Origin of the sequence: Pseudomonas sp. FeN3W (assembly GCA_030263805.2) — a bacterium.
Taxonomy (GTDB): Bacteria; Pseudomonadota; Gammaproteobacteria; order Pseudomonadales; family Pseudomonadaceae; genus Stutzerimonas; species Stutzerimonas stutzeri_G.
Genome location: CP136010.1, coordinates 3,471,508 through 3,497,631 on the forward strand (window position 1 = coordinate 3,471,508; position 26,124 = coordinate 3,497,631).

The following is a 26,124-nucleotide window of genomic DNA, read 5'->3' on the forward strand; positions in this document are numbered from 1 at the left end:
ATGATGTTAGCCGACGTTCGGCAGTTATGGGCTGCCGAACGTCGTTGGGGCGGGAATCAGAGGGTTTCGAGCGATTCGGTGACGGTTGGGTTGGATGTCGCCTGCCCCAGTGCTTCGCCCATGCACACCGGGCTCAACGGGCCCAGTTGTTCAGCCCAGCGCACCTGTTCCGGCCCGAACAGCAGAATCACTGTCGAACCCAGCTTGAAGCGACCCATCTCGGCGCCTTTCTCAAGATGGATGGGCGCGCGCGCCGCTTCGTCGTAGCGGAAGGTCTTCAAGGTACGCTTGGGTGGCGTGACCAGCCCTGCCCAGACGGTTTCGATGCTGGCGACGATCATTGCGCCGACCAGCACCATGGCCATTGGCCCATGCTCGGTGTCGAACAGGCAGACCACCCGTTCGTTGCGTGCGAACAGCTCCGGCACGCCCTGCGCCGTCACCGTGTTGACCGAGAAGATGCGCCCTGGCACGTAGACCATTTCCCGCAGCGTGCCGCTGACCGGCATGTGCACGCGGTGATAATCCTTGGGCGAGAGGTAGACGGTGGCGAACGCGCCGCCCATGAACGGTGCGGCACGTTCGTGATCGCCGCCGAGCAGTTCCATGGCGCTGTAACTGTGGCCCTTGGCCTGGAATATGCGACCTTGCTCGATCTTTCCGAGCTGGCTGATGGCGCCGTCGCAGGGGTTGAGGATGGCGCCGGGCGTGCTGTCCAGCGGGCGGGCACCGTCCTTCAATGCACGGGTGAAGAAGGCATTGAAGTGTTCGTAGGCGGTGGGCTCCTCGACCTGCGCCTCGTGCATGTCGACCTGAAAATGCCGGACGAACCACTTGATGAAGGTGTTCTTCACCCACGGCAGCCGGCACTCGGCCAGGCTGCCGGCCAGGCGGGAGATGAGGTGATGGGGCAGCACGTACTGGCTGATGACGAACAGGCGATCTTTCATGTGGGTCCTTTTCATTGCTGCACCGGTGTATCAGGCAGGTTGCCCCACTCGGACCAGGAGCCGGCGTAGCCCTTGACGCGTGGGTAGCCGAGCGCTTTGGCCAGGAGGTAGGTGAGGCCGGAACGATGATGGGTTTGGCAGTGGGTGACGACTTCCTTTTCCGGGACGATGCCCAATGCCTCCAGCTGCTCGGCGATGTCCTCGCGGATTCGGAGGTCGCGAGCGGGGTCCATGGCGGCGGTCCACTCGAAGTTGATTGCCCCGGGAATGTGGCCGCCCCGCGCGGCAAAGAGTTTTTCGCCACGGAATTCGGCCGGCGAGCGCGCGTCCCAGATCACCAGATCGTCTGCGCCAAGGCGGCTTTCGATGTAGCTGCGGGTTGCGGTCGGCGTGGGGTCGAGCGTCAGGTTCGGCAGGCCGGGCACCGCCTCGGGTAACTGCTGGGTCAGCGGTCGGGCTTCGCCGCGCCAGGCGTGCAGACCGCCGTTGAGGTAGTGGTAGCGGTGATGGCCGATCACGTCGAGCAGCCAGATGAAACGACCGGCCCAGCCGCCGCCTTCGTCGTCATACACCACGTACACCGCGTCGGGCTTATGACCCAGTGCGCCGAACAGCTGTTGCAGTTGCACAATATCCGGAAGCAACCCCGGTGCTGGCGGCTGGCCGAGCTGGGTCTGTTTGGGATCGACGAAGCGAGCGCCCGGCAGGTGGCCTTCGGCATAACGGGCGGCGCTGGTCAGGTCGACCAGAATCAGCTCCGGCGCGTCCAGGCGTGCGGCCAGGTCGGCTGGCTCGATCACCAGCGGCAGGTTGGAAAAGGCAGGCACGGCAGCCCTCATCTAGTCGTAGAAGGGGCGAAGTCTAGCGAAAAAGCTCAGACCCCGCGCCTGCTGAAGGTAGCCAATGCGCGCTCGATGCACTGCGTTGTTTTAGCGAATGTTTGCAGGGTAGTGTCGGAGAAGGGTGCGCCGTTCTGGTCGGAAACCACCAGCATCAGCACGCGCCCGTCGATGCCCAGCGAGCGCAACAGCAGATGTTCGCCGCTGAAAAGCGCTTTCAGGCTGCCGGGCAGCAAGGCCGAGAACTGTGCCATGTTGGCCGGCTGCAGGCGCAGCTGTGCCGGTTTTTCCAGCAGGCGGCGCACGATCTGGCTCTGCTCGGGGGTGAGGGTAAGTCGCGCAGCATCGCTTGGCAGGCCGGCCGATTGCTGGGCGACCAGGCGGTTCTGCTTTCGGTCGAACAGCAACACCAGTGCGCGCTGCATGCCTGCGCAGGCAAGGGCTTGGCTGGCGGTAGCGGTCAGCTGCAAGACGTTGCTGAACGGCGTCGGCTCGCTGAGCAGGCGGCGACAGTGCTCGCGCCATTCGGCCAGATCGGCGTCGCTTGCTACTGGCGCAGCACGCAACACCTGAAAGCGGGTACCGGTAGGCCACAGCAGGCCTTGAGCCGGATGCCAGAGATCGGTCCGGCCGATCTCCCGGGCGCTGGTCGCCGCCTGCTGGTGCACCATCTGCTCCAGATCGGCGAGCGGCACCTGCAGATACAAGCCCGCCAGGCGCTGCCAGCGCAGGCTGTGTACGCCGCTCCAGCTATGGTGCGAGGACAGTGCCAGGCCGTTGGCCAGCACAATGGTGTTGCTCGGTAGCGTCAGCCAGCGGCGCAGGTCCGGATCGGCGTCAAGCATCTGCTGTTGATGCAATGGGTGCTCGTTGTCGTGGGCGATGTGCAGGGCTTTGACCAGCCGGCGCCGATCGGAATCCAGCAGGCGATAACCCTGAATGATCCAGTCCGGCAGCCGCCAATGCTCGGCAAGCCCTTGGCACAGCTCCAGCAGCGATACGCCGAGCAGCTCGCGCTCGACCCTATTGGCCGGCTCGCCCTTGACCAGTACCCGCTGCTCCCAGCTGTCGAGCAGATGCGGATAGGCACCGACCAATGCCCAGGCGGGTGCCAGAAACAGCAGGCTGCCCCAGTGAATGTCCTGCCACAGCCGTGCGAGGCGGGCGGCGAACAGGCCGTTGGCCTGCTGGCTGGCGTGGCGGCTGATCAAGACCAGTTGCCGCAGCGGCTGCGGCATGTCGGCCGCCTCCATGGCCGGAATGCGCGCCAACAGCGCTTCGGCGCGCTGCAGGCCGATGCGGCTGAGCGCGACCTCCAGGCTTTCGGCCGGCTGGCTATCGCCGATGTCCCGATTGGCTTCCTGGATGAAACGCAGCGCCAGCACCGGACTGTCCTGAATCAGTTCGGCGATCTGCCGCATCGACTTGCTGCTGTCACGCAGCGCCAGTATCACCTTGCCATGGACGCTGGCAAACGCGGGCAGGGGAGCATCGTCGAGGGCCTTGATCCAGGCGGGTATCGTGCGTGGCAGCGGAGATGTGGTGGTCATGGCCGAACTAGCTTTTCATCGGGATGGCCTTTAGTCTGGCGCAAAAGTTCCGATAACCAGAACAATTCTTCCAACATTCCTTTCGCAAGGTCGTCTGGTGGCGATTCGGGGCGTTTATTTGCCCTCGATCCGGGCGGCTCGTAACCAGGTTTAGACGTACCTCCTATGGTCAAAATAATCGGGATTATCGTTGTGTTCGCGAGTGTGCTGGGCGGGTTCATTCTCTCTGGCGGCAAGCTCGGCGCACTTATCCATCCATTCGAGGTGATGATCATCGGTGGTGCGGCGTTAGGTGGCTTTCTACAGGCAAACCCCGGCAACACCACCATGGTTGTGTTCAAGAAGTCGCTGAAGATGTTCAGCACGCGCTTCACCCATGCCTATTACCTGGAAGTTCTTAGTCTGCTCTACGGGGTCCTCAACAAGAGCCGTCGCGAGGGCATGATGGCCATCGAAGCGGACTTGGAAGACCCTGCTGCAAGCCCGTTGTTCAGCAAGTACCCGGGCTTCCTCCAGGACGAGCGGATGACCGCGTTCGTCTGCGATTATTTGCGCATCATGTCATCGGGCAACATGGCACCGCATGAGCTCGAAGGCCTGTTCGACATGGAAATATCCAGCCTGAAGGAAGAGCTGGAGCATCCTTCTCATGCGGTCAGCAAGATTGCGGACGGGTTGCCGGCTATGGGTATCGTCGCCGCCGTTCTGGGCATCGTGATCACCATGTCGATCCTTGCCGAAGCGTCGAATGCCGAGATCGGTGAAAAGGTCGCTACGGCCTTGGTGGGTACGTTCCTGGGTATTCTGGCGTCCTATGGCTTCTTCGGTCCGCTGGCTGGCGCGCTGGAGCACGATGCCAAGGAAGAGCTGAACGTCTATGAGGCGATCAAGGCGACGCTGGTCGCTTCGGCCTCGGGCATGCCGCCGACTCTGGCCGTCGAGTTCGGGCGCAAGGTTCTTTATCCCGCGCACCGCCCGAGCTTCGCCGAGCTCGAACAAGCCATGCGTGGCGCCTAAAGGTTCACCATGGACAACACCCAACCGATCATCGTCAAGCGGGTCAAGAAGGTCGCGGGCGGCCACCACGGTGGCGCCTGGAAGATCGCCTTCGCCGACTTCGCAACCGCGATGATGGCGTTCTTTCTGGTGATGTGGCTGATGAGCTCGGCGACGCCAGAGCAGAAGAAACTCATCTCCGGCTACTTCCAGGATCCGATCGGCTTCACCGAGAGCGCCAGCCCGCACGTCATCGACCTGGGCGGCACGCCGACCCCCTCGCCGGATCGCACCCTCAACGCTGAGCTGGAGCCGGCCCAGAGCGAAGCGCAGGTCGACAGCGATCAGGTGGAAACCTTTGCCGAACAGCTGGAGCGTGAACGCCTCGATCTGCTGTTGCAGGAGCTGCAGAACAAGGTCGACGAGAATCCCGAATTGCAGAAGTTCAAGGACCAGATTCTCTTCGAGATCACCCAGGACGGCCTGCGCATCCAGATCATGGATGCCGAGAACCGGCCCATGTTCGCCCTCGGCAGCGCCCAGTTGCAGCCCTACTTCGAAGACATCCTGCTGGCGCTGGTCGACACCATCGCCGCGGTGCCGAACAAGATCAGCATCAGCGGGCACACCGATGCCAAGCCTTACTCGGGGCGCGGCGACTTCGGCAACTGGGAGCTCTCGGCCGGGCGCGCCAATGCCGCACGCCGCACGCTGGTGATCGGTGGTTACCCGGAAGATCAGATCGCGCGAGTGGTGGGCTACGCCTCGTCGGCACTGTTCGATCGCGAGGACCCGTTCAACCCGGTCAACCGGCGCATCGACATCCTGGTGCTGACCAAGAAGGCGCAGCGTTCGATCGAAGGTGAGCAGCCCGCTGCCGTGGATTCATCCGATGCGGCCGAAGCCACGGACGCCCCGCCGGCTACGACTGAACCGTTGCAGCCGCAGCAACTGCGGGAGCGGCTGAATATCTTCGAAGATGGCGTGCTGCAGTTCAGTCAGCCCGGCGAGGGCTGAGCGCCAGGTCAGTAATCCGGCTCTGGCAGGCTGCTGAGAATGTGTCGGTAGCTGCTCATGCGTTGTGGCTGGATGCGCCCGTCTTCCAGCGCCTGGAGCAGCGCGCAGCCAGGTTCGCGATCATGCTTGCAGTCGCGGAAGCGGCAGTGCCCGAGCAGATCCTGGAATTCGATGAAACCCGCTTCGACGTCGGCACGGCTGACATGGCCGAGGCCGAATTCGCGGATGCCGGGGGAGTCGATCAGCTCGCCGCCACCGGGAAAGTGGAACAGGCGTGCCGTGGTGGTGGTGTGGGTGCCTTTGCCGGTCATTTCCGACAGCGCCCCGACGCGGGTGTCGACACCCGGCAGCAGGCTGTTCACCAGCGAAGACTTGCCTACCCCGGATTGCCCGACGAAGACGCTTACGTGGCCGTCGAGCCGCGCCTTGAGCGCATCCATGCCGCCACCGCCGTGGGCCGAGACTTCCAGCAAGGGGTAGTTCAGCTGCCGATAGACCTCCAGCAGGCGATTCAGCGCGGCTTCGTTCTGCTCGTCGATCAGGTCGACCTTGTTCAACAGCAGCAACGGCGTGATGCCAGCGTGCTCCGCGGCGACCAGATAGCGGTCGATCAGGTTGGCGTGGGGCTCGGGTAGCGGCGCGAAGACGATCACGATCAGGTCGACGTTCGCCGCCACGGGCTTGAGCTGGCCACGGGTGTCCGGGCGGCAGAGTTCCGAATGGCGCGGCAATTGCGCGACGATGACGCCGATGCCCTGGTTGCCCGGGCGCCAGACCACACGATCGCCGGTGACCAGGGCTGGCAGGTTGGCGCGCAGGTGGCAGCGGAAGACCTGCCCGCTGTGTTCGCCTTCCAGCGCTTCCACCTCGACCTGCACGCCGAAGTGCGCGATGACCAGTCCGGTCTGCTCCGGGCCGAGATCGCCGCCTTCGAGCTCTTCGAGTGCACGGCTTTCGCGACGCGCGGCGCGGGCGGCGCGCTCTTCCTGGATCTTCTCGATACGCCAGCTCTGCCGGCGGTTGAGTTGGCGTTTGGCCATGGAGTCGGGCTGTCTCTGAGGTGGGGGAGCGAGTCTAGCATGCTGCACTGTGGCGGCTTCGGCCTGTATGAGGCCGGGGCGGGCGGTTAGACTGCGGCCTTCGTCGCCGATGATTGCCGGTCATGTCCGCCACCCTGTTCACTCGCCTGCCCATCCTGCGTGCGCTGCTGGCCCAGCTGTTGGCACTGTTGCTGGTCTGGCTGCTGGTGCTCGGGCTGGTCGGCGTGCTGGGTGTGCGCCCCGGCCTTATCCTCATGGCCGTCGCACAGGGCTGTCTGGCGGCGCTGATCGGGGCTCGGCTCGGATTGTCGGCCTGGTGGCTGGCGATCAACCTGATGTTCGTTCCGGGCCTGGTGCTGCTGCGAGATTTCGACGTGCCGGGCTGGTTGCCGCTGGGCGCGTTCACGTTGCTGTTGCTGTTGAACTGGAACGCCTTCACCGAGCGCGTGCCGCTCTATCTGACTGGCCGCGAAGCCGAGCGCCAGTTGCGCAACAGGCTGAACGAGCTGCCGGCGGATTTTCGCTATATCGACCTGGGCAGCGGTTTGGCCGGCACCTTGTCGCGGTTGGCGCGGGACTTTCCGGCGGCGCAGTTCATCGGCGTGGAAACCGCGCCGCTGACCTTCGCGCTGTCCTGGCTGCGCTGCCTGCCGCGGCGCAACTGCCATATTCGCCTGCTCAGCCTGTGGCGGGTCGATCTCGCCGAGTACGACGTGGTCTATTGCTTCCTCTCACCCGCACCCATGGCCGCCCTGTGGGACAAGGCACACGCCGAGATGCGCCCCGGCGCGCGGTTGATCAGCAACAGTTTCGCGGTGCCAGGCGTCGAGCCGCTCGAAGTGCAGGAACTGAATGACTGGCGCCGCTCGCGGCTGCTGATCTGGTACCCCGGTGGCGCGACACCTGACGGCGCCGATACGAGCGGCTAAACTGCGCCGCACAGCCAAGGAGCCCGCCATGCAGAACCCGCAGAACCTGATCTGGATCGACCTGGAAATGACCGGTCTGGACCCGGATAACGACGTCATCATCGAGATGGCGACCATCGTCACCGACAGTCAGCTCAACGTGCTGGCCGAAGGGCCGGTGATCGCGGTGCACCAGAGCGATGAAACGCTGGCGCGTATGGACGAGTGGAACACTCGTCAGCATGGCGGCTCGGGCCTGACCCAGCGTGTGCGTGAGAGCAGGATTTCCACCGCCGAGGCCGAGCAGGCGACGCTGGCTTTCCTCGAGCAGTGGGTGCCCAAGGGCAAGTCGCCGATCTGCGGCAACAGCATCTGCCAGGACCGACGCTTTCTCTATCGGCAGATGCCGAAGCTCGAGGCCTACTTCCACTACCGCAATCTGGACGTATCGACGCTCAAGGAGCTGGCGGCACGCTGGGCGCCGCAGATCATGGAAGGCTTCAAGAAGAGCGGCACGCACCTGGCGCTCGACGACATCCGCGATTCCATCGCCGAGCTGCGGCATTACCGCGAGCATTTCATCAAGGTCTGATAAAGCAGCTCGAAGCCATAAGCTTGAAGCTGGAAGAAAAAAGCTTGTGAGCCGAACTCGCTTCAGGCAGAGGGCGGGTTGCGACCCGCCGTTGCGCTTGACAGCTTTAACGCCACCCCCAAACTCTTTCCAGCTTCCAGCTTCCAGCTTCCAGCTTCCAGCTTCCAGCTTCCAGCTTCCAGCTTCCAGCTTCCAGCTTCCAGCTGTAGGCCGGATCACGCTTCACCGATCCGGCGGGCGGAGCCACGGTGGATGTAAAAAGCGACATCCACCCTACGCGGGCTTGCAGCTTATTTCCCCAACTTCCTCAATTCATCCGATTCGACGATGCGTACGCCGTCGCCTTCTTCCAGCGCCAGCCGCCACAGCGCTCGAGCCAGCGTGCAGGTCTCGATGCCGTGGTACTTGCCCGGCAGCAGCTGCGACAGGGGCGCCACGATACGTTCGCTCAACCGTGGCTCCAGGCGTGGACCGATCAGCTGAGAGGGGCGGGCGATGGTCAGCTGTGGCCAGTCCTGCTGCTGCAGCGCCGCTTCCATTTCGCCTTTGACCTTGAGGTAGAAGATCGAACTGTCCGGGTTGGCCCCCAGCGAGCTGATCACCAGCAAGTGACGCGCGCCCATCTCCTTAGCCCGGCGGGCAACCGCCAGCACCAAATCATGATCGATGGCGCGGAACGCCTCCTGGCCACCGGCCTGCTTTAGCGTGCTGCCCAGGCAGCAGAAGGCCGTGTCGATCTCGCCGCCCAGCGTTGGCAGCAACGCCAGCAGCTCTCCGACCGGGTTTTCCAGGCGCTGATGGGCCGCCAATGGCCTGCGTGTGGGCGCCAGCACGCGTTCGACGGTGGGTTCGTTGAGCAGGCGATCGAGCAGGTGCTCGCCAGTGAGTCCGGTGGCGCCGGCAAGCAGAATGCGCTGTGGCGTCAAATACATGGTCTTGCTCCTGTGGCGATCATTGGGTGGCGCGCCGCTGCTGCAGCTCCTGCCAGCGTTGGACGACCGCTTCCGGCGCCCAAATTTGCGGTTCCGATGCCTGATAGTCGTCGGCCTGCTCGCGTTCGGCAACTTTTGCTGCGGCCAGCGTGAAGGCCTGCACGATATCGTCGGTTTCCTGCAGCGCTTCGGCGAACAGCGCGCGGCCGAAGTAGGTGAAGTCGCTCTGCTCGGAGCAGCCGAAGGACACCCGGTCGGCGCGGGCGGCGGTCATGATCAGCGTCTGCTCGTTCTTCAGTGGCTCGATGAAACCGCCGGAATAGCAGGCCGAGATCACCAGGATGACCTTGCGCTTGGCGAGCGGCGCGAGCAGTTGCGCCAGATCCGCTGCCGGCAGGTCGTCCAGCGAAAGACGCGGCTGGTTCAGCACCAGTTCGTGGTCCGCCGAACCGTGGCTGGTGAAATAGAGAAAGATCAGGTCTTCCTCGCCACTGCGTTCGGCCAGCGCGCGAATCGCTCGGGTCAGGTTCTCCCGGGTCGCCAGCGGCCGGTCGACGAGATGGTCGCGGTGGTTGACCAGGCTGAGTTGGCCATGGGCGGCGAAACGCTCGGCGAGCAGCTTCTGTACGTAATCGGTTTCGCGCATGAACACGCTCTGCCGGCCATCGCCGGCCACGGTCAGCGTATAGAGGTCCTGGGCAGGGCTGGAAGGCGGTAGCGCACTGATCGCACGCTCGAGCAGCGAGCCTTGTCCCAGCAGCGCGAGCTCGAGCGGGTCCGATAGCGCGTCTGCCTGCTCGTCGCGGACGCGTCGGTCATTACGCCAGCTGCCGCGCAGCTCGGTGCCGTCGGCTTGGGTCAGTACGCCCTCGCCGTCGAAGTGTCCGTGGCGGAAACCGCCGGTATAGAAGCTACCGTCTGCGCGATCGAGACGGCCCTGGCCGTGGTAGCGCCAGTTGCGGAACTGCCCGCTGTAGCGGCTGCCATCGCTGGCAACGTAAGTGCCGGTGCCGCTCAGTTCGCCGTGGACGAAGGTGCCGTTCCAGGCGTTGCCCTCGCTGTCCTCGTAGCGTCCCTGGCCATGAAACTGATCGTTCTCGAAGTTGCCGCTGTAGCGCTCGCCATGCTCGGTCGAAAAGCTGCCTTCGCCGTTCAGGTTGCCCGCGTTGAAATGCCCGCTGAGTTGACCATTGGCGTCGCTGCGGGTGCCCGGTCCATCCGGCTGGCCTTTGCTGAACTGCCCTTGATGACTGAAGCCGTCGGCATATTCCAGGCTGCCCTGGCCGTGGTAGAGGTTGTTGCGAAACTCGCCTTCGTAGACCGTGCCGTCCTGGCTGAAGCGCCCGTGGCCATGCATGCGTCCGGCCTGGAATTCGCCCTCGTAGACGCCACCCTCGACATAGCTGAAACGGCCCAGGCCGTCGAACAAGCCGTGCCTGAACTCACCCTCGTAGCGATCGCCTGTTGCGCTTTGCCAGGTGCCCAGGCCATGCCACTGGCCGTCCTTGAATTGGCCGAGGTAGTAGCTGCCGTTCGGGTAGTCGATACGACCGCTGCCCTGCAGCAAGCCGTCGACGATTTCGCCGCGATAGCGGCCGCCGTCCGGCAGCACTCCATCGGCAGGGGTGAGAGGCTCGCCCTCGCCGCAGGCGGTGAGCAGACCAAGTAACAGGAAGGGAAGAAGACGCAGCATGCGGACATCCGCTCAGGCAGAACGTCCGCAGTATGCCGCAAACCGAGCGGGCTGCGACAATCGCGCAGAGTCGCCGCTTAGAGGACGCACAGCGCCAGGGTTTCGGCGATATAGGCCGGTTTTTCCGAGCCTTCGATCTCCATCACCGCGCGCGCCTTGAGCAGCCATTGCCCGGGATTCTTCTCGTAGGCATCGATCAGCGTCAGTCCCAGGCGCACCCGCGAGCCGACCCTCACTGGCTGGATGAAGCGCAGGCTGTCCAGCCCATAGTTGACGCCCATCCGCGTGCCTTCCGGCACCACCATAAGGTCGCCAGACAACATCGGCAGCAACGACAGCGACAGGAAGCCATGGGCAATAGTGCCGCCGAACGGTGTTTGCGCGGCTTTTTCGGCATCGATGTGGATGAACTGGTGATCGCCGGTGCAGTCGGCGAACTGGTTGACGCGCTGCTGATCGACGGTCAGCCACTCGGAGTGGCCCAGTTCCTTGCCGATGTAATCCTTGAGCTGTGCGACGGGTACCTGTGGCATGTGTCCTCCTGATTGTTCTTGTATGGCTGCGGCGATGTGCAGTCTGACTAGAGAGGGGCAGTGCCGGGCCCGAAGCGGCCGACTGGCTCTGCGTCATTTACAGCTCTAGATCAGCACGGGCAGGCGTCGCGGCAAACCAGCATCGGCACCGCGAATGGCCCGTCATAGCGCTGCGCGGGCGCCTGCCGGCGTTGCCCTTTATACTGTCGCAATTTTGCGGGAGGCTCCCATGCTGCTCAGAGGCCTGACCTGGCTGGTCGCGTTCCAGTTGCTCGGCACCGTGCTCAATGTGCTGTTCCTGCCCATGCTGCCGGGCCCCATCATCGGCATGGTGCTGCTGTTCGCCGGCCTGCTGGCGCGCGGCCGGGCCAGCGAATCACTGCAGTTGGCGGCGAGCAGTCTGTTGCGCTACCTGCCGCTGCTGTTGGTACCGCCGGCGGTGGGGGTGATGGCCTATACGGAGGCGATCCTCGATGATTTCTGGGCCATCGTCGGCGTGCTGGTGATTTCGCTGCTGGTCTCGCTGGTCTTCACCGGTTGGCTGATGCAGACGCTGATCCGGCGCAAGCGACGTCAACAGGAGGGCGCATGATCGAACTGCACTGGCAGGCCGCCTGGGAGGCGCTGATCCATCATCCGCTGTTCGGCGTGGGCATCACCCTGGCAGCGTTTCAGCTGGCCTTCGCCGCCTACGAGAAGACCCGCTGGGTCTTCCTGCAACCGGTACTGGTGTCGATGACGCTGGTCGTCGGCATCCTGCTGTTGTGCGGGATCGCCTACGACGAATACCGCGTCAGCGCCCAGTGGCTGACCATCCTTCTGGGCCCGGCCACCGTTGCGCTTGCCGTGCCGCTGTACCTGAACCTGCGACGAATTCGCGAGTTGTTCGGGCCGATCGTGATCACTTTGCTGGTCGCCGGGGTGTTCGCCACGGCGCTGGGCATGGCCCTGGCCTGGGCATTTGGCGCGGATGACATGATCCTGATGACCCTGGCGCCGAAGTCGGTCACTTCGCCGATCGCCATGCTGGTGGCCGAGCAGATCGGCGGTGTGGTGGCGCTGGCGGCGGTGTTCGTGATGATCACCGGCGTGCTCGGTGCGATTTTCGGTCCGGAACTGTTGCGTCGGTTTGGCGTTCAGCATCCTGCGGCCCGCGGCATTGCGCTCGGGCTGACCGCCCACGCCGTGGGTACCGCGCAGGCGCTGCAGGAAAGCGACGAGTGCGGTGCGTTCGCGGCCCTGGCCATGAGCTTGATGGGGGTAATGACTGCGGTGCTGTTGCCGTTGGTGGTTGCCTTGCTGCTGTGATGGAGTCGCCATGAGATTGCCGTTGTTCCCGCTGGATACCGTGCTGTTCCCCGGTTGTTTTCTCGACCTGCAGATTTTCGAAGCACGCTATCTCGACATGGTCAGCCAGTGCCTCAAGGCCGGGCATGGCTTTGGCGTGGTGCATATCCTGGAGGGCAAGGAGGTCGGTGCAGCGCCGGCGGCGTTCTCTCATATCGGTTGCGAAGCGCTGATTCGCGACTGGCAACAGCTGCCCAACGGCCTGTTGGGTATCCGGGTCGAAGGCGGGCGGCGCTTCGATGTGCAATCGTTCGAAGTGCTGCGTGACCAGCTGGCCGTCGCTCAGGTTGCCTGGCGCAGCGAAGCCGACAGCCAGCCGCTGGCCGAGCGGCACGCCGACCTGGTCGTGCTGCTCGCCGCGCTGGGCCAGCATCCGATGGTAAAAACCCTGGGGCTGGGCGGTGCCGTGAGCGATCAGGCGGCCCTGGCCAGTCAGCTGGCCTACCTGTTGCCGTTCGAAGCTGAACAGAAGATCGAATTGCTAGGGCTGGACGAGCCTGCGTTGCAGCTCGAGCAGATTCAAAGCCTGCTCGAGCGGTTGCAGGATGGGGCGTAGCACCACGCTCTCAAAGTGATGCGAAAGAACGTCGCGTTGCCTTATTGATACCGGTACATCTGCATCGCCATCGGCAAAGCCCAAACACTGAACGCACCGAGCAGGCCCAGGCAGGCCGGCAGGATCAGCCACCACACTCTCGGCGCCATTGCGTTCAGCGGGCTGCGCCATTGCACCAGCGTCAGGCTGGCGGCGCAGATGCAGGCGGCGAGCAGGGCGCCGGCCGTTACGTCCGTTGTCCAGTGCACGCCCAGATAGACCCGTGAGAGTGCAATCGCCGTCGCCGGCAGGCTGGCGAGGACCAACCAGGCAAGGCGCAGGCGCGGTGGCTGGCCACGACCGGCGAGTACGCCGAGGGTGAGGAAGAAGGCGAACGCCGCTGAGCTGTGCCCGCTGGGAAAGCTGTAGCTGCTCAGCGGCTCCATCAGCACTTCCGGACGAACACGGGCGAAGGTGGCCTTCAGGGCGCCGTTGGCCAGGGCCGTGCCCAGCAGCGTGAGAATGGCGAACAGGGCGGCGCGCCATTGACGTGCGACCAGAAGCAGCAGGCACAGCAATACCGCAGCCCATAGTTGGGTATGGAAGTCGCCGACGCGGGTGACGATCACCATGATGCGGTCGAAGGTGCTGCTGCGCGCGCCCTGGATCACCGCGAGCAGGCCTTCGTCGAGTTCTTTCAGGTGCGGCCAGCCGAAAAACAGGCCGAGCAGGATAGCCACGCCGAGGCCGGCCGACAGCGCGCTGACCCAGCGCAAGCCTCGTAGGCTACCGAACGCGGTTGCCGCGATCAGCGTCAGTAGCGCGCCGACCACGATCCCGGCTTCGCTCCAGAAACCCTCCTCCAGCGGCAGGCGGATGGCGGCTCCAGCGCTCCAGCCGGGCAGCAGATAAGCCATGGACCAGCCGGCCGTAGCACACAGGCTGACCAGCAGGAAACGTCCGAACGGCATGTCGAGCATGCCAGCGGTCATTGGCAGCATGGGGCGTAGCGGGCCGATGAAGCGGCCTACCAGCAGGCTGGCTACGCCGTAGCGCTGAAAGTAGTGTTCGGCCTGCAGCAGCCACTCGGGATGGTCGCGCAGGCCGCGCAGGCTGCGAATGCCCTGGTGATAGCGCCGGCCGAGGGCATAGGAAAGCAGGTCGCCGATCAGTCCGCCGACAAAGCCCAGCAGCAGGGTTTCCCCGAGCGTCAATACGCCGCTGCCAGCGAGCATGGCGACAGCGAATATGAGGACGGTGCCCGGAATGATCAATCCGATAACTGCCAGGCATTCCATGCAGGCGAGGATCAATACTGCCAGGCCCAGCCATTGTGGGTGGCCGGCGAGCCATTGGGTAAGGGTATCGAGCCACTGGCTCATGCGGGTTTCCTTGAATCGAGATCGCCTTTCGACCTGACGAAAGGGGGGCGGGTTTCCTCGGCGCGAGGATACTGCGCGGTACTGGCCGGTGCGTAGCGCTGTCTACGTATGCATTCGAGCGCCTTTCGCCCGGTGCCGCTGTGCGCGGGCGGTCGGGGTGGCTATAATCAGCCGCTTTCCCTTCAGTCAGGCCAGCTAGATCCATGACCGAGTCCGTACTCGATTACATGAACCGCCTGGGCCGCGCCGCGCGCGAGGCCTCGCGAGTGCTTGCGCGCGCCAGCACGGCGCAGAAAAACCGTGCTCTGCAGGCCGCCGCCGCCGCGCTCGATGAGGCTCGCGACGAGTTGGTCAGTGCCAACGAGCGGGACCTCGCCGGCGGCCGCGCCAACGGTCTGGACGCGGCGATGCTCGATCGTCTGGCGCTGACGCCCAAGGTGATCGACGGAATGATCGAAGGGCTGCGCCAGGTCGCCGCGCTGCCGGACCCGATCGGCGAGATTCGCGACATGCGCTACCTGCCCTCGGGGATTCAGGTCGGCAAGATGCGCGTGCCGCTGGGGGTGGTCGGGATCATCTACGAGTCGCGGCCCAACGTGACCATCGACGCCGCCAGCCTGTGCCTGAAGTCGGGTAATGCGACCATCCTGCGCGGTGGTTCCGAGGCGATCCATTCCAATCAGGCCATTGCCCGCTGCATTCAGCTTGGCCTGGCCGAAGCCGGACTGCCGGCAGCGGCGGTGCAGGTCGTGGAGACTACCGACCGCGCCGCGGTCGGCGCGCTGATCAGCATGCCGGAATACGTCGACGTGATCGTACCGCGCGGCGGCAAGGGTCTGATCGAACGCATCAGTCGCGACGCCCGGGTGCCGGTGATCAAGCACCTGGATGGCATCTGCCACGTCTACATCGACGTCGCGGCGGACGTGGACAAGGCCGTTCGCGTCGCCGACAACGCCAAGACGCAGCGCTTCGCACCGTGCAACACCATGGAGACGCTGCTGGTTCACCAGGGCATCGCCGAGCGGGTGCTGCCACCGCTGGCGGCCATCTATCGCGAGAAGGGTGTCGAGCTGCGCGGCTGCCCGCGCACCTGCGCGCTGCTCGGCAGCGAAGTGCTGGAAGCCAGCGAAGAAGACTGGTCCACCGAATACAACGCGCCGATCCTGTCGATCCGCATCGTCGATTCGCTGGATGCCGCCATCGAACACATCAATCGCTACGGCTCGCAACACACCGACGCGATCGTCACCGAGAACTTCACCGATGCCCGGCGTTTCCTCACCGAGGTGGATTCCGCTTCGGTGATGGTCAACGCCTCGACGCGTTTCGCCGATGGCTTCGAGTACGGCCTGGGTGCGGAGATCGGCATCTCCACCGACAAGCTGCACGCGCGCGGTCCGGTCGGTCTGGAAGGGCTGACCAGCGAGAAGTACGTGGTGTTCGGCGACGGCCACGTCCGTACCTGATGAGCCAAGGCAGCGGCGCCCGGCGCATCGGTATTCTTGGCGGCACATTCGACCCGGTACACATCGGTCACTTGCGCGGGGCGCTGGAAGTGGCCGAGATGTTCGATCTCGACGAGCTGCGGCTGATACCCAACGCGCGCCCGCCGCATCGTGATACGCCCAATTGCTCGGCGCAGGATCGCCTGGCAATGGTTCGCCTGGCGGTGCAGGACCTGCCGCCACTGTGTGTGGACGCTCGCGAGCTGGAGCGGGAAAAACCGTCCTACACCATCGACACGCTGATTTCTCTGCGCGCCGAGCTGAGTGAGAACGACCAGTTGTTGCTGGTGGTGGGCTGGGATGCCTTCTGTGGCCTGCCTACCTGGCATCGCTGGGAAGAGCTGCTCGACTACTGCCATATCCTCGTCCTGCAGCGCCCGGATGCCGGCAGCGAGGCGCCGCAAGCGCTGCGCGATCTGCTTGCCGCGCGCAGCGTATCCGCCCCCCAGGCGATTAGTGGGGGCAGCGGGCAGATCGCCTTCGTCTGGCAGACACCGTTGGAAGTGTCAGCCACGCAGATTCGCCAATTGCTGGCCAGCGGCAAGTCGGTCCGATTCCTGGTTCCCGACGCCGTACTGGCTTATATCAACGCGCACGGACTGTACCGGGCGTCGAACTGAGGTTGTTTTCACGTTATGCAAACTGAAGCTTTGGTCCAGCTGGCGGTCGCCGCCCTGGAAGATCTGAAAGGCCAGGACATCACCACCATCGATGTTCGCGGCAAGACCAGCGTCACCGATTACATGATCATCGCCAGCGGCAGCTCCAGCCGGCACGTCAAGTCGCTCGTCGAAAACGTGCTGGAGCAGGTCAAGGAGCAGGGCGTTCGCCCGCTCGGCAGCGAAGGTCTGGAAGGCGGTGAGTGGGCGTTGCTCGACCTGGGTGATGTGGTCGTCCACGTGATGCAGGTGCCGACCCGCCAGTTCTACGATCTGGAGCGTCTCTGGCAGGGCGCCGAGCAAAGCCGCGCGCAGCACGCTCACGACTCGGAATAAGCCGTGCGTATCAAGCTGATCGCGGTCGGCTCGAAAATGCCACGCTGGGTCGAGGATGGCTGGCAGGAATATGCCAAGCGCCTGCCGTCCGAGCTACCGCTGGAGCTGCATGAGATCGCGCTCAACACCCGCGGCAAGAACGCCGACGTGGCGCGGTTGATTCGTCAGGAAGGCGAGGCCATGCTGGGCAAGGTTCAGCCGGGCGAGCGCATCGTCACGCTCGAGGTGCACGGCAAGCCGTGGAGCACCGAGCAGCTGGCGGCGGAGCTGGAGCGCTGGCGCCTGGATGCGCGCAACGTCAATCTCATGGTCGGTGGTCCGGAAGGGCTGGCACCTGAGGTTTGCGCACGCAGCGAGCAGCGCTGGTCACTGTCGCCGCTGACCCTGCCACACCCGCTGGTGCGAATCCTGATCGGCGAACAGATCTACCGCGCCTGGACGCTGCTGTCCGGTCATCCCTATCACAAGTAGTCCGCGAACCCCTTCAAGATGCCGCAACCGATTCAACTCAAGGACCACGAGAAGGACGCCGTGCTGGTGCGCCGGCGCGTCATCGTGGGCCTTGCTGTCGTGCTGCTGCTGATTGGCGTGCTGGTATCGCGGATGTATTACCTGCAGGTGGTGCAGTTCGAGCACCATTCGACGCTGTCGGAGAACAACCGCGTTCACGTGCAGCCGATTCCGCCCAATCGCGGCTTGATCTTCGACCGCCAGGGCCGGGTCATCGCCGACAACCGTCCCAGTTTCAGCCTGACCGTCACCCGTGAGCGCGCCGGCGACTGGAAGGCCGTGCTCGATGCGGTGGTCGAGGTGCTGGAGCTCAGCGAGGAAGAGCGCGGGCTGTTCGAGAAGCGCGTACTGCAGGGGCGCCGGCCGTTCGAGCCGGTACCAATCATGTATGAGCTGTCCGAGGAACAGATTGCCCGCATCGCCGTGAATCAGTTCCGCCTGCCTGGCGTCGAGGTGGCGGCGCAGCTGGTCCGGCATTACCCGCAGGGTCCGCATTTCGCGCACTCTGTGGGCTATGTCGGGCGAATCAACGAGCAGGAGCTCAAGCAGCTCGACCCGGTCAATTACAGCGGCACGCACCATGTCGGCAAGACCGGTATCGAGAAGTTCTACGAGGACGAGCTGCACGGCCAGGTCGGCTACGAAGAGGTCGAAACCAATGCCCGCGGCAGGGTGTTGCGCGTGCTCAAACGCACCGATCCGATACCGGGCAAGGACATCACGCTGTCACTCGATCTCGATCTGCAGGAGGCTGCGGAGGAGGCTCTCGGTGGGCGTCGCGGCGCCATCGTCGCGCTGCTGCCGAGCACCGGCGAGGTGGTGGCGATGGTCAGTCAGCCAAGCTTCAACCCCAACCTGTTCGTCACCGGCATCAGCTTCAAGGATTACGGCGAACTGCGCGACTCCATCGATCGTCCCCTGTTCAACCGCGTGCTGCGCGGCCTTTATCCGCCCGGCTCGACCATCAAGCCGATGATGGCCGTTGCCGGGCTCGATGCCGGTGTGATCACACCGAGCAGTCGCGTGTTCGATCCGGGCTTTTTTCAGCTGCCGAACGTGAAACACAAATACCGCAACTGGAACCGCAACGGCGACGGCTGGGTGGATCTGGACCTGGCCATCGCCCGCTCCAACGACACTTACTTCTACGACATGGCCCACAAGCTGGGCGTCGATCGCATGCACGAATACATGACCCGTTTCGGCCTGGGGCAGCGTGTTTCCCTGGACATGCACGAGGAAACGGCAGGCCTGATGCCGTCGCGCGACTGGAAGCGGGCGCGCTATCGCCAGCCCTGGTATCCCGGCGAGACGGTGATTCTCGGTATCGGTCAGGGTTACATGCAGGCCACGCCGCTGCAGCTGGCCCAGGCCACGGCGCTGGTAGCGACCCGCGGCAAGTGGATCAGGCCGCACCTGGCACGCCGTGTCGGCAGTGAAGCGCCGGTGGATCCGGAGCCGGTGCCGGACATCCAGCTGCGCGATCCGCGCTTCTGGGACTACGCGACCCATGGCATGGAGCAGGTTCTGCATGGCACGCGGGGTACGGCAAGAAAGGTCGGCGACAGCGCGGCATATCGCATTGCCGGCAAGAGCGGTACCGCCCAGGTGGTGGCGATCCGCCAGGGTGAGAAGTACGACAGCGCCAAGCTGGCCGAGCGCCATCGCGACCATGCATTGTTTGTCGCCTTCGCGCCGGTGCATGACCCGCAGATCGCCGTAGCCGTGATGGTCGAGAACGGCGAATCCGGCTCGGGCGTCGCCGCGCCTGTGGCCAAGCAGGTCATGGATGCCTGGCTGCTGAACGAGGAGGGCGTGCTCAAGCCCGAGTTCGCGCCGCCGTTGACCGCCGAAGGGAAGAAACCATGAGCGGCAATTTCGACCGAAACCTGTCGCGCGAAGACGTGCTGCGGCGACGCGCCAGCCTGTTGCAACGCATGCATATAGACGGGTTGCTGCTGGTGCTGCTGTTGGCGCTGGCGGCGGGCAGCCTGTTCATCCTCTATTCGGCCAGCGGCAAGAACTGGGATCTGCTCATCAAGCAGGCGACGTCTTTCGGCCTCGGCCTGGGAGCGATGCTGGTGATCGCGCAGCTCGAGCCGCGCTTCATGGCACGCTGGGTCCCGTTGGGCTATCTCGGCGTGGTCGCGTTGCTGGTGGCGGTCGAGGTGGTCGGCCATACGGCGATGGGCGCCACCCGCTGGATCAATATTCCGGGGGTGATCCGTTTCCAGCCATCGGAGTTCATGAAGATCATCATGCCGATGACCATCGCCTGGTATCTGTCCTCGCGCAGCCTGCCGCCGAGCATCAAGCACACCGCGATCAGTTTGGCGCTGATCCTGGTGCCCTTCGTGCTCATCCTCAAACAGCCGGACCTGGGTACATCGCTGCTGATTCTCGCCTCCGGTGCGTTCGTCCTGTTCATCGGTGGCCTGCGTTGGCGCTGGATCATCGGTGCGGTCACGGCGATCGTGCCCATCGCCGTGGCGATGTGGTACTTCGTGCTGCACAACTACCAGAAGCAGCGGGTGCTGACCTTCCTCGATCCGGAAAGCGATCCGCTGGGCACCGGCTGGAACATCATCCAGTCGAAGGCGGCAATCGGTTCGGGTGGGGTGTTCGGCAAGGGTTGGCTGGCTGGCACGCAGTCGCACCTGGATTTTTTGCCGGAAAGCCACACGGACTTTATCATCGCCGTGCTCGCTGAAGAGTTCGGTCTGGTCGGGGTCTGTCTGCTGCTGCTGGTGTATGGTCTGCTGATCACCCGCGGGCTGGTCATCACCGTACAGGCGCAAACGCTGTTCGGAAAACTGCTGGCCGGTGCGTTGACGATGACCTTCTTTGTTTACGTTTTCGTCAATATCGGTATGGTCAGTGGGCTGCTGCCGGTGGTGGGGGTGCCATTGCCCTTCATCAGTTATGGCGGAACTTCATTGGTGACCCTGCTGTCAGGGTTCGGGGTTTTGATGTCGATCCACACCCATCGCAAGTGGATCGCACAGGTTTGACGAGAGTGAATTTGTTGACTTCATTACGGCGTGGCTGGATGGCACGGATGCTTGGAGGCGTGGCTTTGGCTGGCGCCGTGCTGGGAAGCCTGCCGCTGCAGGCGGCCGATTACACCGGCCCCAACGTGGACGAGTTCATCGCGGAGATGACCCGCGACTACGGCTTTGTCGGCGAACAACTACGTGATCTGTTCAAGCAGGCTGAGCGCAAGCAGGCGATTCTCGATGCCATTTCGCGTCCTGCAGAGCGGGTCAAGCCGTGGAAGGAATACCGGCCAATCTTCCTCACCGACTCGCGCATCGCCCAGGGCGTCGATTTCTGGCGGGAGAACGAGGCCGCGCTGAGTCGCGCAGAAACTGAATACGGTGTGCCGGCGGAGATCATCGTCGCGATCATCGGTGTGGAAACCTTCTACGGCCGCAACACCGGCAGCCACCGGGTGATCGATGCGCTGTCGACGCTGGGTTTCGATTACCCTCCGCGGCAGCCTTTTTTCCGTCAGCAGCTCAAGGAATTCCTGCTGCTGACCCGTGAGGAGCAGGTCGATCCGCTTACACTCAAGGGCTCCTACGCTGGCGCGATGGGGCTGCCGCAGTTCATGCCGAGCAGCTTCCGCGCCTACGCGGTGGATTTCGACGGCGACGGCCACATCGATATCTGGAACAACCCGACCGACGCCATCGGCAGTGCTGCCAGCTACTTCAAGCAACATGGCTGGGTGGAAGGCGAGCCCGTCGTGGCTCGGGCCAAGGTCGGCGGCGAGCGCTATGAGGAAGGGCTGACCGTCGGCCTGGAATCGCAGAAGAACGCCGGCGAGATGCGTAGCCTGGGCTGGCAGTTCGACAAGTCGGTGGCCGACGATACGGCCATTACCGCTTTCCGCCTGGATGGTGCAGAGGGCGATGAGTACTGGCTGGGCTTGCCGAATTTCTATGTCATCACCCGCTACAACCGCAGCGTGATGTATGCCATGGCCGTGCATCAGTTGTCCCAGCTGCTGGCTGAAGCGCGAGGCGAACAATGACCGGGATCTGGACAAAGCTGGTCGCGCTGGGTGTCGCAGGGGCCCTGCTGGCGAGCTGCTCTTCGACGCCGGCACCGAGCAGTGCGCCGAGCAGGAGCTCCGGCATCAGTGGCCCGGGTGATTACAACCGTCCGCACAAGGACGGCGCGCCCTGGTGGGACGTCGACGTTTCACAGATCCCTGATGCCACGCCGATGCCACATTACGGCCGCTACAAGGCCAACCCCTACACGGTGCTGGGCAAGACTTACTTTCCCATCAGCGATGGTCGGCGTTATTCGGCTACTGGGACGGCATCCTGGTATGGCACCAAGTTTCACGGCCAGCCCACCGCCAATGGCGAGAAATACGACCTTTACGGCATGAGTGCGGCGCACAAGACGCTGCCCCTGCCTACCTACGTCAAGGTCACCAATCTGGATAACGGACGCACCGTGATATTGCGCGTGAATGACCGTGGTCCGTTCTACTCCGATCGGATCATCGATCTGTCTTTCGCCGCGGCGAAGAAGCTCGGCTATGCCGAGAGCGGTACGGCGCGGGTGAAGGTCGAAGGTATCGACCCGCAGCAATGGTGGGCCGACCAGGGCCGACCGGTGCCGACGATGATGGCGCAGCCGGAGATGGTTGCGAGCAAGCCGGCCAGCAACATCGCGCAGCCGATCGAGCAGTACACGCCACCACCCCAGCAGCACGCCGCGGCCACGGTGCCGCTGGAAGTCGATGCAAAAAAAAACGCTTCGCCCGCAGCCTCTGGCCTGTTTCTCCAGGTTGGCGCCTTCGCCAATCCGGATGCAGCGCAGCTGCTCAAGGACAAGCTGAGTGGCGTGGTCTCTGCCCCGGTGTTCATCAGCTCGGTGGTACACAACCAGCAGACCCTGCACCGCGTGCGGCTTGGCCCCATCGACACGCCGGATGAGGCCATGCAGCTCGAAGAGAGCGTACGCCTGGCCAACCTCGGACAGCCGCGGCGCGTTGCCGCCGACTGACCACTGCAAACCTTGCCTTCGTTTTACCTGACTAACTTGAGATTCGGATGAACATCACCAGCCTCGTGCAACGCTTCATAGTCCTGGCAGTGCTGACGGTCACCCCGGCCGTCTGGGCAGCGCAGATCGTACCTTCCGCCCCGCAACTGGCGGCCAAGTCCTACATGCTGATGGACGCGGCCAGTGGCGAGGTACTGGTCGAGCACAACGGTGACGAGCGCCTGCCACCGGCGAGCCTGACCAAGCTGATGACCGCTTACATCGCCACCCTGGAGATCCAGAAGGGCCAGATCAGCGACAGCGACATGGTTACGGTGAGCGAAAAGGCCTGGCGTACCGGCGGTTCGCGGATGTTCATCCAGGTCAACACTCAGGTATCGGTCGACGACTTGCTGCATGGCATCATCATTCAGTCGGGCAACGACGCCAGTGTCGCCATGGCCGAGCACATCGCCGGCAGCGAAGAGGCCTTTGCCGATCTGATGAACAGCACGGCTCAGCGCCTGGGCATGACCAACAGCCATTTCATGAACGCCACCGGCCTGCCGGACCCGGATCATTACTCCTCGGCCAACGACATGGCCAAGCTGGCCCGCGCGATCATTTACGAAGACCCGGCGCACTACGCGATCTACGCGCAGAAAGAGTTCTTCTGGAACAACATCAAGCAGCCCAACCGCAACCTGCTGCTGTGGCGCGACAAGACCGTCGACGGCCTGAAAACCGGTCATACCGAAGAGGCCGGCTACTGCCTGGTGGCCTCTGCGGTGCGAGACAACATGCGCCTGATCTCGGTGGTATTCGGTACCGACAGCGAGCAGGCCCGCGCGGCGGAAACCCAGAAGCTGCTGACCTATGGCTTCCGCTTCTTCGAGACCCGTACCTTCTACCAGAAGGGCACCGAGCTGGCTCAGGCGCAGGTCTGGAAGGGCCAGCAGGACAAGCTCAAGGCGGGCCTGGCGCAGGATCTGACCATGACCTTGCCGCGTGGCCAGGTAGAGAAACTGCAAGCGGTCATGAGCTTCAACGGCACGCTCACCGCGCCGATCCAGCAGGGCGATGTCATCGGCAAGGTCGAGGTCAAGCTGGAGGACAAGGTGGTTCGCAGCACCGACCTGGTTGCGCTGGAAACCATCGAAGAGGGTGGGCTGTTCCGCCGGTTTTGGGATAGCATTCGTCTCTTCTTCTACAGCCTGTTCAACTGACCACGCGCGAGTGCACCGCGGCTGATCCCGCCGCGGCGCACGTGCGGATCACGAGTCCGTTACGCCATGACCGATAACCAAGATGTCGCTGCACCCAAGATTGACTTCCCCTGCGAGCGTTACCCGATCAAGGTGATCGGCGACGCTGGCGAAGGCTTCCGTGAGGCGGTGATCGAAGTCATCCAGCGCCACGCGCCGGACTTCGACGAAACCACCGTCGTCACCCGCGACAGCCGCAACGGGCGCTTCCTTTCGCTGCAGGTGTTGATTACCGCCACCGGCGTCGAGCAATTGCAGGCCATTCACGTCGACCTGCGCGCCACTGGCCGTGTTCACATGGTGCTGTGATGACCGAAGTGGGCGTGCGTGAGCTCGGCCAGATCGAGTATCGGACTGCCTGGCAGGCCATGCAGCACTTCACCAATACGCGCGATGCAGACAGTGGCGACGAAATCTGGCTGCTACAACATCCGCCCGTGTTCACCCAGGGCCAGGCCGGCAAGGCCGAGCATCTGCTGTTCCCTGGCGAGATTCCGGTAGTACAGGTGGATCGAGGCGGTCAGGTGACCTATCACGGGCCCGGCCAGCTGGTTGGTTATCTGTTGCTCGATGTGCGTCGACTCGGTATCGGTGTGCGCGAGCTGGTGAATCGTATCGAGCAGAGCCTGATCGATCTGCTCGCCGGCTATGGCATCGAGGCGGCTGCCAAACCGGATGCGCCGGGCGTTTACGTCAATGGCGCGAAGATCGCCTCTCTGGGCCTGCGCATTCGCAATGGCCGTTCCTTCCACGGCCTGGCGCTGAACGTGGACATGGATCTCGAACCTTTCCGGCGCATCAACCCCTGCGGTTATGCAGGGCTGCCCATGACCCAGCTGCGTGACCTGATCGGGCCGATCGACATCTCTGAAGTGGCCGATCGACTGCGTGATCATCTGGTCCGGCAGCTCGGATACGCGCAACAGAAGACCCTCGCGGGCGGAATCGAAGCATATGAGTAGTGTAGAAACGGTAGGCAAGCGCCCGGCCAAGGTAGAGGCTGGCGTCAAACTGCGCGGTGCCGAGAAGGTCGCGCGGATTCCGGTGAAGATCATCCCCACCGATGAGCTGCCGAAGAAGCCGGACTGGATTCGCGTGCGCATCCCGGTTTCCCCCGAGGTCGACCAGATCAAGCAGACCCTGCGCAAACACAAGCTGCACAGCGTCTGCGAGGAAGCCTCCTGCCCCAACCTGGGCGAGTGCTTCTCCAGCGGCACCGCGACCTTCATGATCATGGGCGACATCTGCACCCGGCGCTGCCCGTTCTGCGACGTCGGCCACGGCCGGCCGAATGCGCTGGATCCGGATGAGCCGAAGAACCTGGCCCAGGCCATCGCCGACATGCGCCTGAAGTACGTGGTCATCACCTCGGTGGATCGCGACGATCTGCGCGACGGTGGTGCCCAGCACTTTGCCGATTGCCTGCGCGAGATTCGCAAGTTGTCGCCGTCGATTCAGTTGGAAACCCTGGTGCCCGACTACCGTGGGCGCATGGATATTGCCCTGGATATCACCGCTAGCGAGCCGCCGGATGTGTTCAACCACAATTTGGAAACCGTGCCGCGCCTGTACAAGTCGTCGCGACCGGGATCGGATTTCGAGTGGTCGCTGGATCTGCTGGAGAAGTTCAAGCAGCGCGTACCGGGCGTGCCGACCAAGTCGGGACTGATGCTCGGCCTCGGCGAGACCGACGAGGAGGTCATCGAGGTCATGCAGCGCATGCGCGAGCACGATATCGACATGCTGACCCTCGGTCAGTATCTGCAGCCTTCGCGTAACCACCTCCCGGTGCAGCGCTTCGTTCATCCCGACACCTTCGCCTGGTTTGCCGAAGAGGGGATGAAGATGGGCTTCAAGAACATCGCCTCGGGCCCGCTGGTGCGTTCGTCGTACCACGCCGATCAGCAGGCGCACGGGGCCAAGCAGGACTGAAGCCGTAACGTTGTGGCGGCCTTGAAAACCGCGCAGACAGTCCAGGCTGTCTGCGCGGTTTTTTCTTTTCCGTCCAGCATGCGCGCTGCAAAAGTGTATGGCGCGGGAACTGCCAAGCGGTTGGCGGGAAAATTGCGGCATTACGCCGCATTAGACTTTGGTCTATAGTGGCGTTCGTTTTCACCATGAGGCCAACCGAGGGCCACTGCAGATGAACGAACCCCAATTGAAGGACTTGCTTGACGATCTGGATGCCGCGAAGGTCGAGTGCGACGCGATGAGCCGCCTGGTGGTGACGCGGCTGGCCAAGCAGCACATTCCATACCGAGCGATGTTGGGGCAGGTCGAACTGGACGGTAAGGTGGTTTCACCGCACTTCTGGGTCGAGACCGACGGCTGCGTGATCGACTACCGCGCACGCCAGCGCCTTGGTGGCGATCAGCGCGTGCCGCATGGCGTCGTCGCCCGCGAGGCGGTGAAGGCCCACTATCAGGGGCAGCAGGTAATCATTGATCCGCTGCCGGACTACCTCTACGAAGTCGCCATCAAGCACTGAGCTCTGTTTGCAGGGATGAACAAAGCCCCGGTTCTGCCGG

The 26,124-nt window shown here is 63.7% G+C and carries 28 protein-coding genes; 20 read left to right on the forward strand and 8 right to left on the reverse strand.

Going from position 1 to position 26,124, the window contains the following annotated elements; translation table 11 throughout:
- Positions 1–56: 56 nt before the first annotated feature.
- The 3 genes from asd to P5704_016320 are packed head-to-tail and all read right to left on the reverse strand — an operon-like array spanning position 57 to position 3,339.
- Entirely contained in the window at positions 57–950 is an 894-nt protein-coding gene (asd, locus tag P5704_016310) for an archaetidylserine decarboxylase (protein ID WOF77604.1), read from the reverse strand.
- An 11-nt stretch (positions 951–961) separates the two neighbouring features.
- A complete protein-coding gene (locus P5704_016315) occupies positions 962–1,777 on the reverse strand; it encodes a rhodanese-like domain-containing protein (GenBank protein ID WOF77605.1) in 816 nt (271 codons plus the stop codon).
- Positions 1,778–1,824: 47 nt separating this feature from the next.
- Entirely contained in the window at positions 1,825–3,339 is a 1,515-nt protein-coding gene (locus P5704_016320) for an HDOD domain-containing protein (protein ID WOF77606.1), read from the reverse strand.
- 165 nt (positions 3,340–3,504) lie between these two features.
- Between P5704_016320 and motA the strand changes: the two genes are divergently transcribed.
- Positions 3,505–4,356 carry a flagellar motor stator protein MotA gene (gene motA / locus P5704_016325; GenBank protein ID WOF77607.1) on the forward strand — a complete coding sequence of 284 codons (852 nt, stop codon included), beginning with the start codon at positions 3,505–3,507 and terminating at the stop codon, positions 4,354–4,356.
- Between the two features lie 9 nt (positions 4,357–4,365).
- Positions 4,366–5,352, forward strand: a complete 987-nt coding sequence (gene motB, locus P5704_016330) for a flagellar motor protein MotB (GenBank protein ID WOF77608.1) — start codon at positions 4,366–4,368, stop codon at positions 5,350–5,352.
- 8 nt (positions 5,353–5,360) lie between these two features.
- Here motB and rsgA read toward each other — a convergent pair whose 3' ends face one another.
- Entirely contained in the window at positions 5,361–6,392 is a 1,032-nt protein-coding gene (gene rsgA / locus P5704_016335) for a small ribosomal subunit biogenesis GTPase RsgA (protein ID WOF77609.1), read from the reverse strand.
- A 122-nt stretch (positions 6,393–6,514) separates the two neighbouring features.
- Between rsgA and P5704_016340 the strand changes: the two genes are divergently transcribed.
- Both P5704_016340 and orn read left to right on the forward strand, forming a co-directional pair.
- The gene (locus tag P5704_016340) at positions 6,515–7,321 is read left to right on the forward strand and encodes a class I SAM-dependent methyltransferase (GenBank protein WOF77610.1); all 807 of its coding nucleotides are present in this window, start codon (positions 6,515–6,517) and stop codon (positions 7,319–7,321) included.
- A gap of 28 nt (positions 7,322–7,349) precedes the next feature.
- The gene (gene orn, locus P5704_016345) at positions 7,350–7,892 is read left to right on the forward strand and encodes an oligoribonuclease (protein ID WOF77611.1); all 543 of its coding nucleotides are present in this window, start codon (positions 7,350–7,352) and stop codon (positions 7,890–7,892) included.
- 290 nt (positions 7,893–8,182) lie between these two features.
- Here the strand turns inward: orn and P5704_016350 are convergent, their stop codons facing one another.
- The 3 genes from P5704_016350 to P5704_016360 form a co-directional block, all read right to left on the reverse strand.
- The gene (locus P5704_016350; GenBank protein ID WOF77612.1) at positions 8,183–8,824 is read right to left on the reverse strand and encodes an oxidoreductase; all 642 of its coding nucleotides are present in this window, start codon (positions 8,822–8,824) and stop codon (positions 8,183–8,185) included.
- Positions 8,825–8,843: 19 nt separating this feature from the next.
- Positions 8,844–10,517: a C13 family peptidase gene (locus tag P5704_016355; protein ID WOF77613.1), complete on the reverse strand. Its 1,674-nt coding sequence runs from the start codon at positions 10,515–10,517 to the stop codon at positions 8,844–8,846.
- A 77-nt stretch (positions 10,518–10,594) separates the two neighbouring features.
- Positions 10,595–11,050: a MaoC family dehydratase gene (locus P5704_016360; GenBank protein WOF77614.1), complete on the reverse strand. Its 456-nt coding sequence runs from the start codon at positions 11,048–11,050 to the stop codon at positions 10,595–10,597.
- Positions 11,051–11,279: 229 nt separating this feature from the next.
- On the opposite strand from P5704_016360, the gene P5704_016365 reads away from it, so the two are divergent.
- The 3 genes from P5704_016365 to P5704_016375 are packed head-to-tail and all read left to right on the forward strand — an operon-like array spanning position 11,280 to position 12,953.
- Positions 11,280–11,642 (forward strand): CidA/LrgA family protein, encoded by a 363-nt coding sequence (locus P5704_016365; GenBank protein WOF77615.1) that lies wholly within the window; start codon positions 11,280–11,282, stop codon positions 11,640–11,642.
- Between the two features lie 5 nt (positions 11,643–11,647).
- Positions 11,648–12,358: an LrgB family protein gene (locus tag P5704_016370; GenBank protein ID WOF81260.1), complete on the forward strand. Its 711-nt coding sequence runs from the start codon at positions 11,648–11,650 to the stop codon at positions 12,356–12,358.
- A gap of 10 nt (positions 12,359–12,368) precedes the next feature.
- Positions 12,369–12,953, forward strand: coding sequence for an LON peptidase substrate-binding domain-containing protein (locus P5704_016375; protein ID WOF77616.1), 585 nt, complete (start codon positions 12,369–12,371; stop codon positions 12,951–12,953).
- A 41-nt stretch (positions 12,954–12,994) separates the two neighbouring features.
- On the opposite strand, the gene P5704_016380 is transcribed toward P5704_016375, so the two are convergent.
- A complete protein-coding gene (locus tag P5704_016380; GenBank protein WOF77617.1) occupies positions 12,995–14,314 on the reverse strand; it encodes a bifunctional DedA family/phosphatase PAP2 family protein in 1,320 nt (439 codons plus the stop codon).
- A gap of 203 nt (positions 14,315–14,517) precedes the next feature.
- Here P5704_016380 and P5704_016385 point away from each other — a divergent pair, with 203 nt between their 5' ends.
- From P5704_016385 to P5704_016445, 13 genes are all read left to right on the forward strand, one after another.
- Positions 14,518–15,783, forward strand: a complete 1,266-nt coding sequence (locus tag P5704_016385) for a glutamate-5-semialdehyde dehydrogenase (protein WOF77618.1) — start codon at positions 14,518–14,520, stop codon at positions 15,781–15,783.
- On the forward strand, positions 15,783–16,442 hold the full coding sequence (gene nadD / locus P5704_016390; GenBank protein ID WOF77619.1) for a nicotinate-nucleotide adenylyltransferase: 660 nt from the start codon (positions 15,783–15,785) through the stop codon (positions 16,440–16,442). The genes P5704_016385 and nadD overlap by 1 nt, the downstream gene beginning before the upstream one ends.
- A 15-nt stretch (positions 16,443–16,457) precedes the next feature.
- The gene (rsfS, locus tag P5704_016395) at positions 16,458–16,817 is read left to right on the forward strand and encodes a ribosome silencing factor (protein WOF77620.1); all 360 of its coding nucleotides are present in this window, start codon (positions 16,458–16,460) and stop codon (positions 16,815–16,817) included.
- Between the two features lie 3 nt (positions 16,818–16,820).
- Positions 16,821–17,288, forward strand: a complete 468-nt coding sequence (rlmH, locus tag P5704_016400; GenBank protein WOF77621.1) for a 23S rRNA (pseudouridine(1915)-N(3))-methyltransferase RlmH — start codon at positions 16,821–16,823, stop codon at positions 17,286–17,288.
- An 18-nt stretch (positions 17,289–17,306) separates the two neighbouring features.
- Positions 17,307–19,196: a penicillin-binding protein 2 gene (gene mrdA, locus P5704_016405; GenBank protein WOF77622.1), complete on the forward strand. Its 1,890-nt coding sequence runs from the start codon at positions 17,307–17,309 to the stop codon at positions 19,194–19,196.
- A gap of 38 nt (positions 19,197–19,234) precedes the next feature.
- Entirely contained in the window at positions 19,235–20,338 is a 1,104-nt protein-coding gene (gene rodA, locus P5704_016410; GenBank protein ID WOF81261.1) for a rod shape-determining protein RodA, read from the forward strand.
- A 47-nt stretch (positions 20,339–20,385) separates the two neighbouring features.
- Positions 20,386–21,363 carry a lytic murein transglycosylase B gene (gene mltB / locus P5704_016415; protein ID WOF81262.1) on the forward strand — a complete coding sequence of 326 codons (978 nt, stop codon included), beginning with the start codon at positions 20,386–20,388 and terminating at the stop codon, positions 21,361–21,363.
- Positions 21,360–22,352, forward strand: coding sequence for a septal ring lytic transglycosylase RlpA family protein (locus P5704_016420; protein WOF77623.1), 993 nt, complete (start codon positions 21,360–21,362; stop codon positions 22,350–22,352). Before mltB ends, P5704_016420 begins: the two co-directional genes overlap by 4 nt.
- 47 nt (positions 22,353–22,399) lie before the next feature.
- Entirely contained in the window at positions 22,400–23,557 is a 1,158-nt protein-coding gene (locus P5704_016425) for a D-alanyl-D-alanine carboxypeptidase family protein (GenBank protein ID WOF77624.1), read from the forward strand.
- A 66-nt stretch (positions 23,558–23,623) separates the two neighbouring features.
- The gene (locus P5704_016430; GenBank protein WOF77625.1) at positions 23,624–23,905 is read left to right on the forward strand and encodes a DUF493 domain-containing protein; all 282 of its coding nucleotides are present in this window, start codon (positions 23,624–23,626) and stop codon (positions 23,903–23,905) included.
- Complete coding sequence (lipB, locus tag P5704_016435) at positions 23,902–24,558, forward strand: lipoyl(octanoyl) transferase LipB (protein WOF77626.1); 657 nt, start codon at positions 23,902–23,904, stop codon at positions 24,556–24,558. The genes P5704_016430 and lipB overlap by 4 nt, the downstream gene beginning before the upstream one ends.
- Positions 24,551–25,528: a lipoyl synthase gene (gene lipA / locus P5704_016440; protein ID WOF77627.1), complete on the forward strand. Its 978-nt coding sequence runs from the start codon at positions 24,551–24,553 to the stop codon at positions 25,526–25,528. The genes lipB and lipA overlap by 8 nt, the downstream gene beginning before the upstream one ends.
- A gap of 211 nt (positions 25,529–25,739) precedes the next feature.
- Positions 25,740–26,084, forward strand: coding sequence for a hypothetical protein (locus tag P5704_016445; GenBank protein ID WOF77628.1), 345 nt, complete (start codon positions 25,740–25,742; stop codon positions 26,082–26,084).
- The last annotated feature ends 40 nt before the right edge of the window (positions 26,085–26,124 follow it).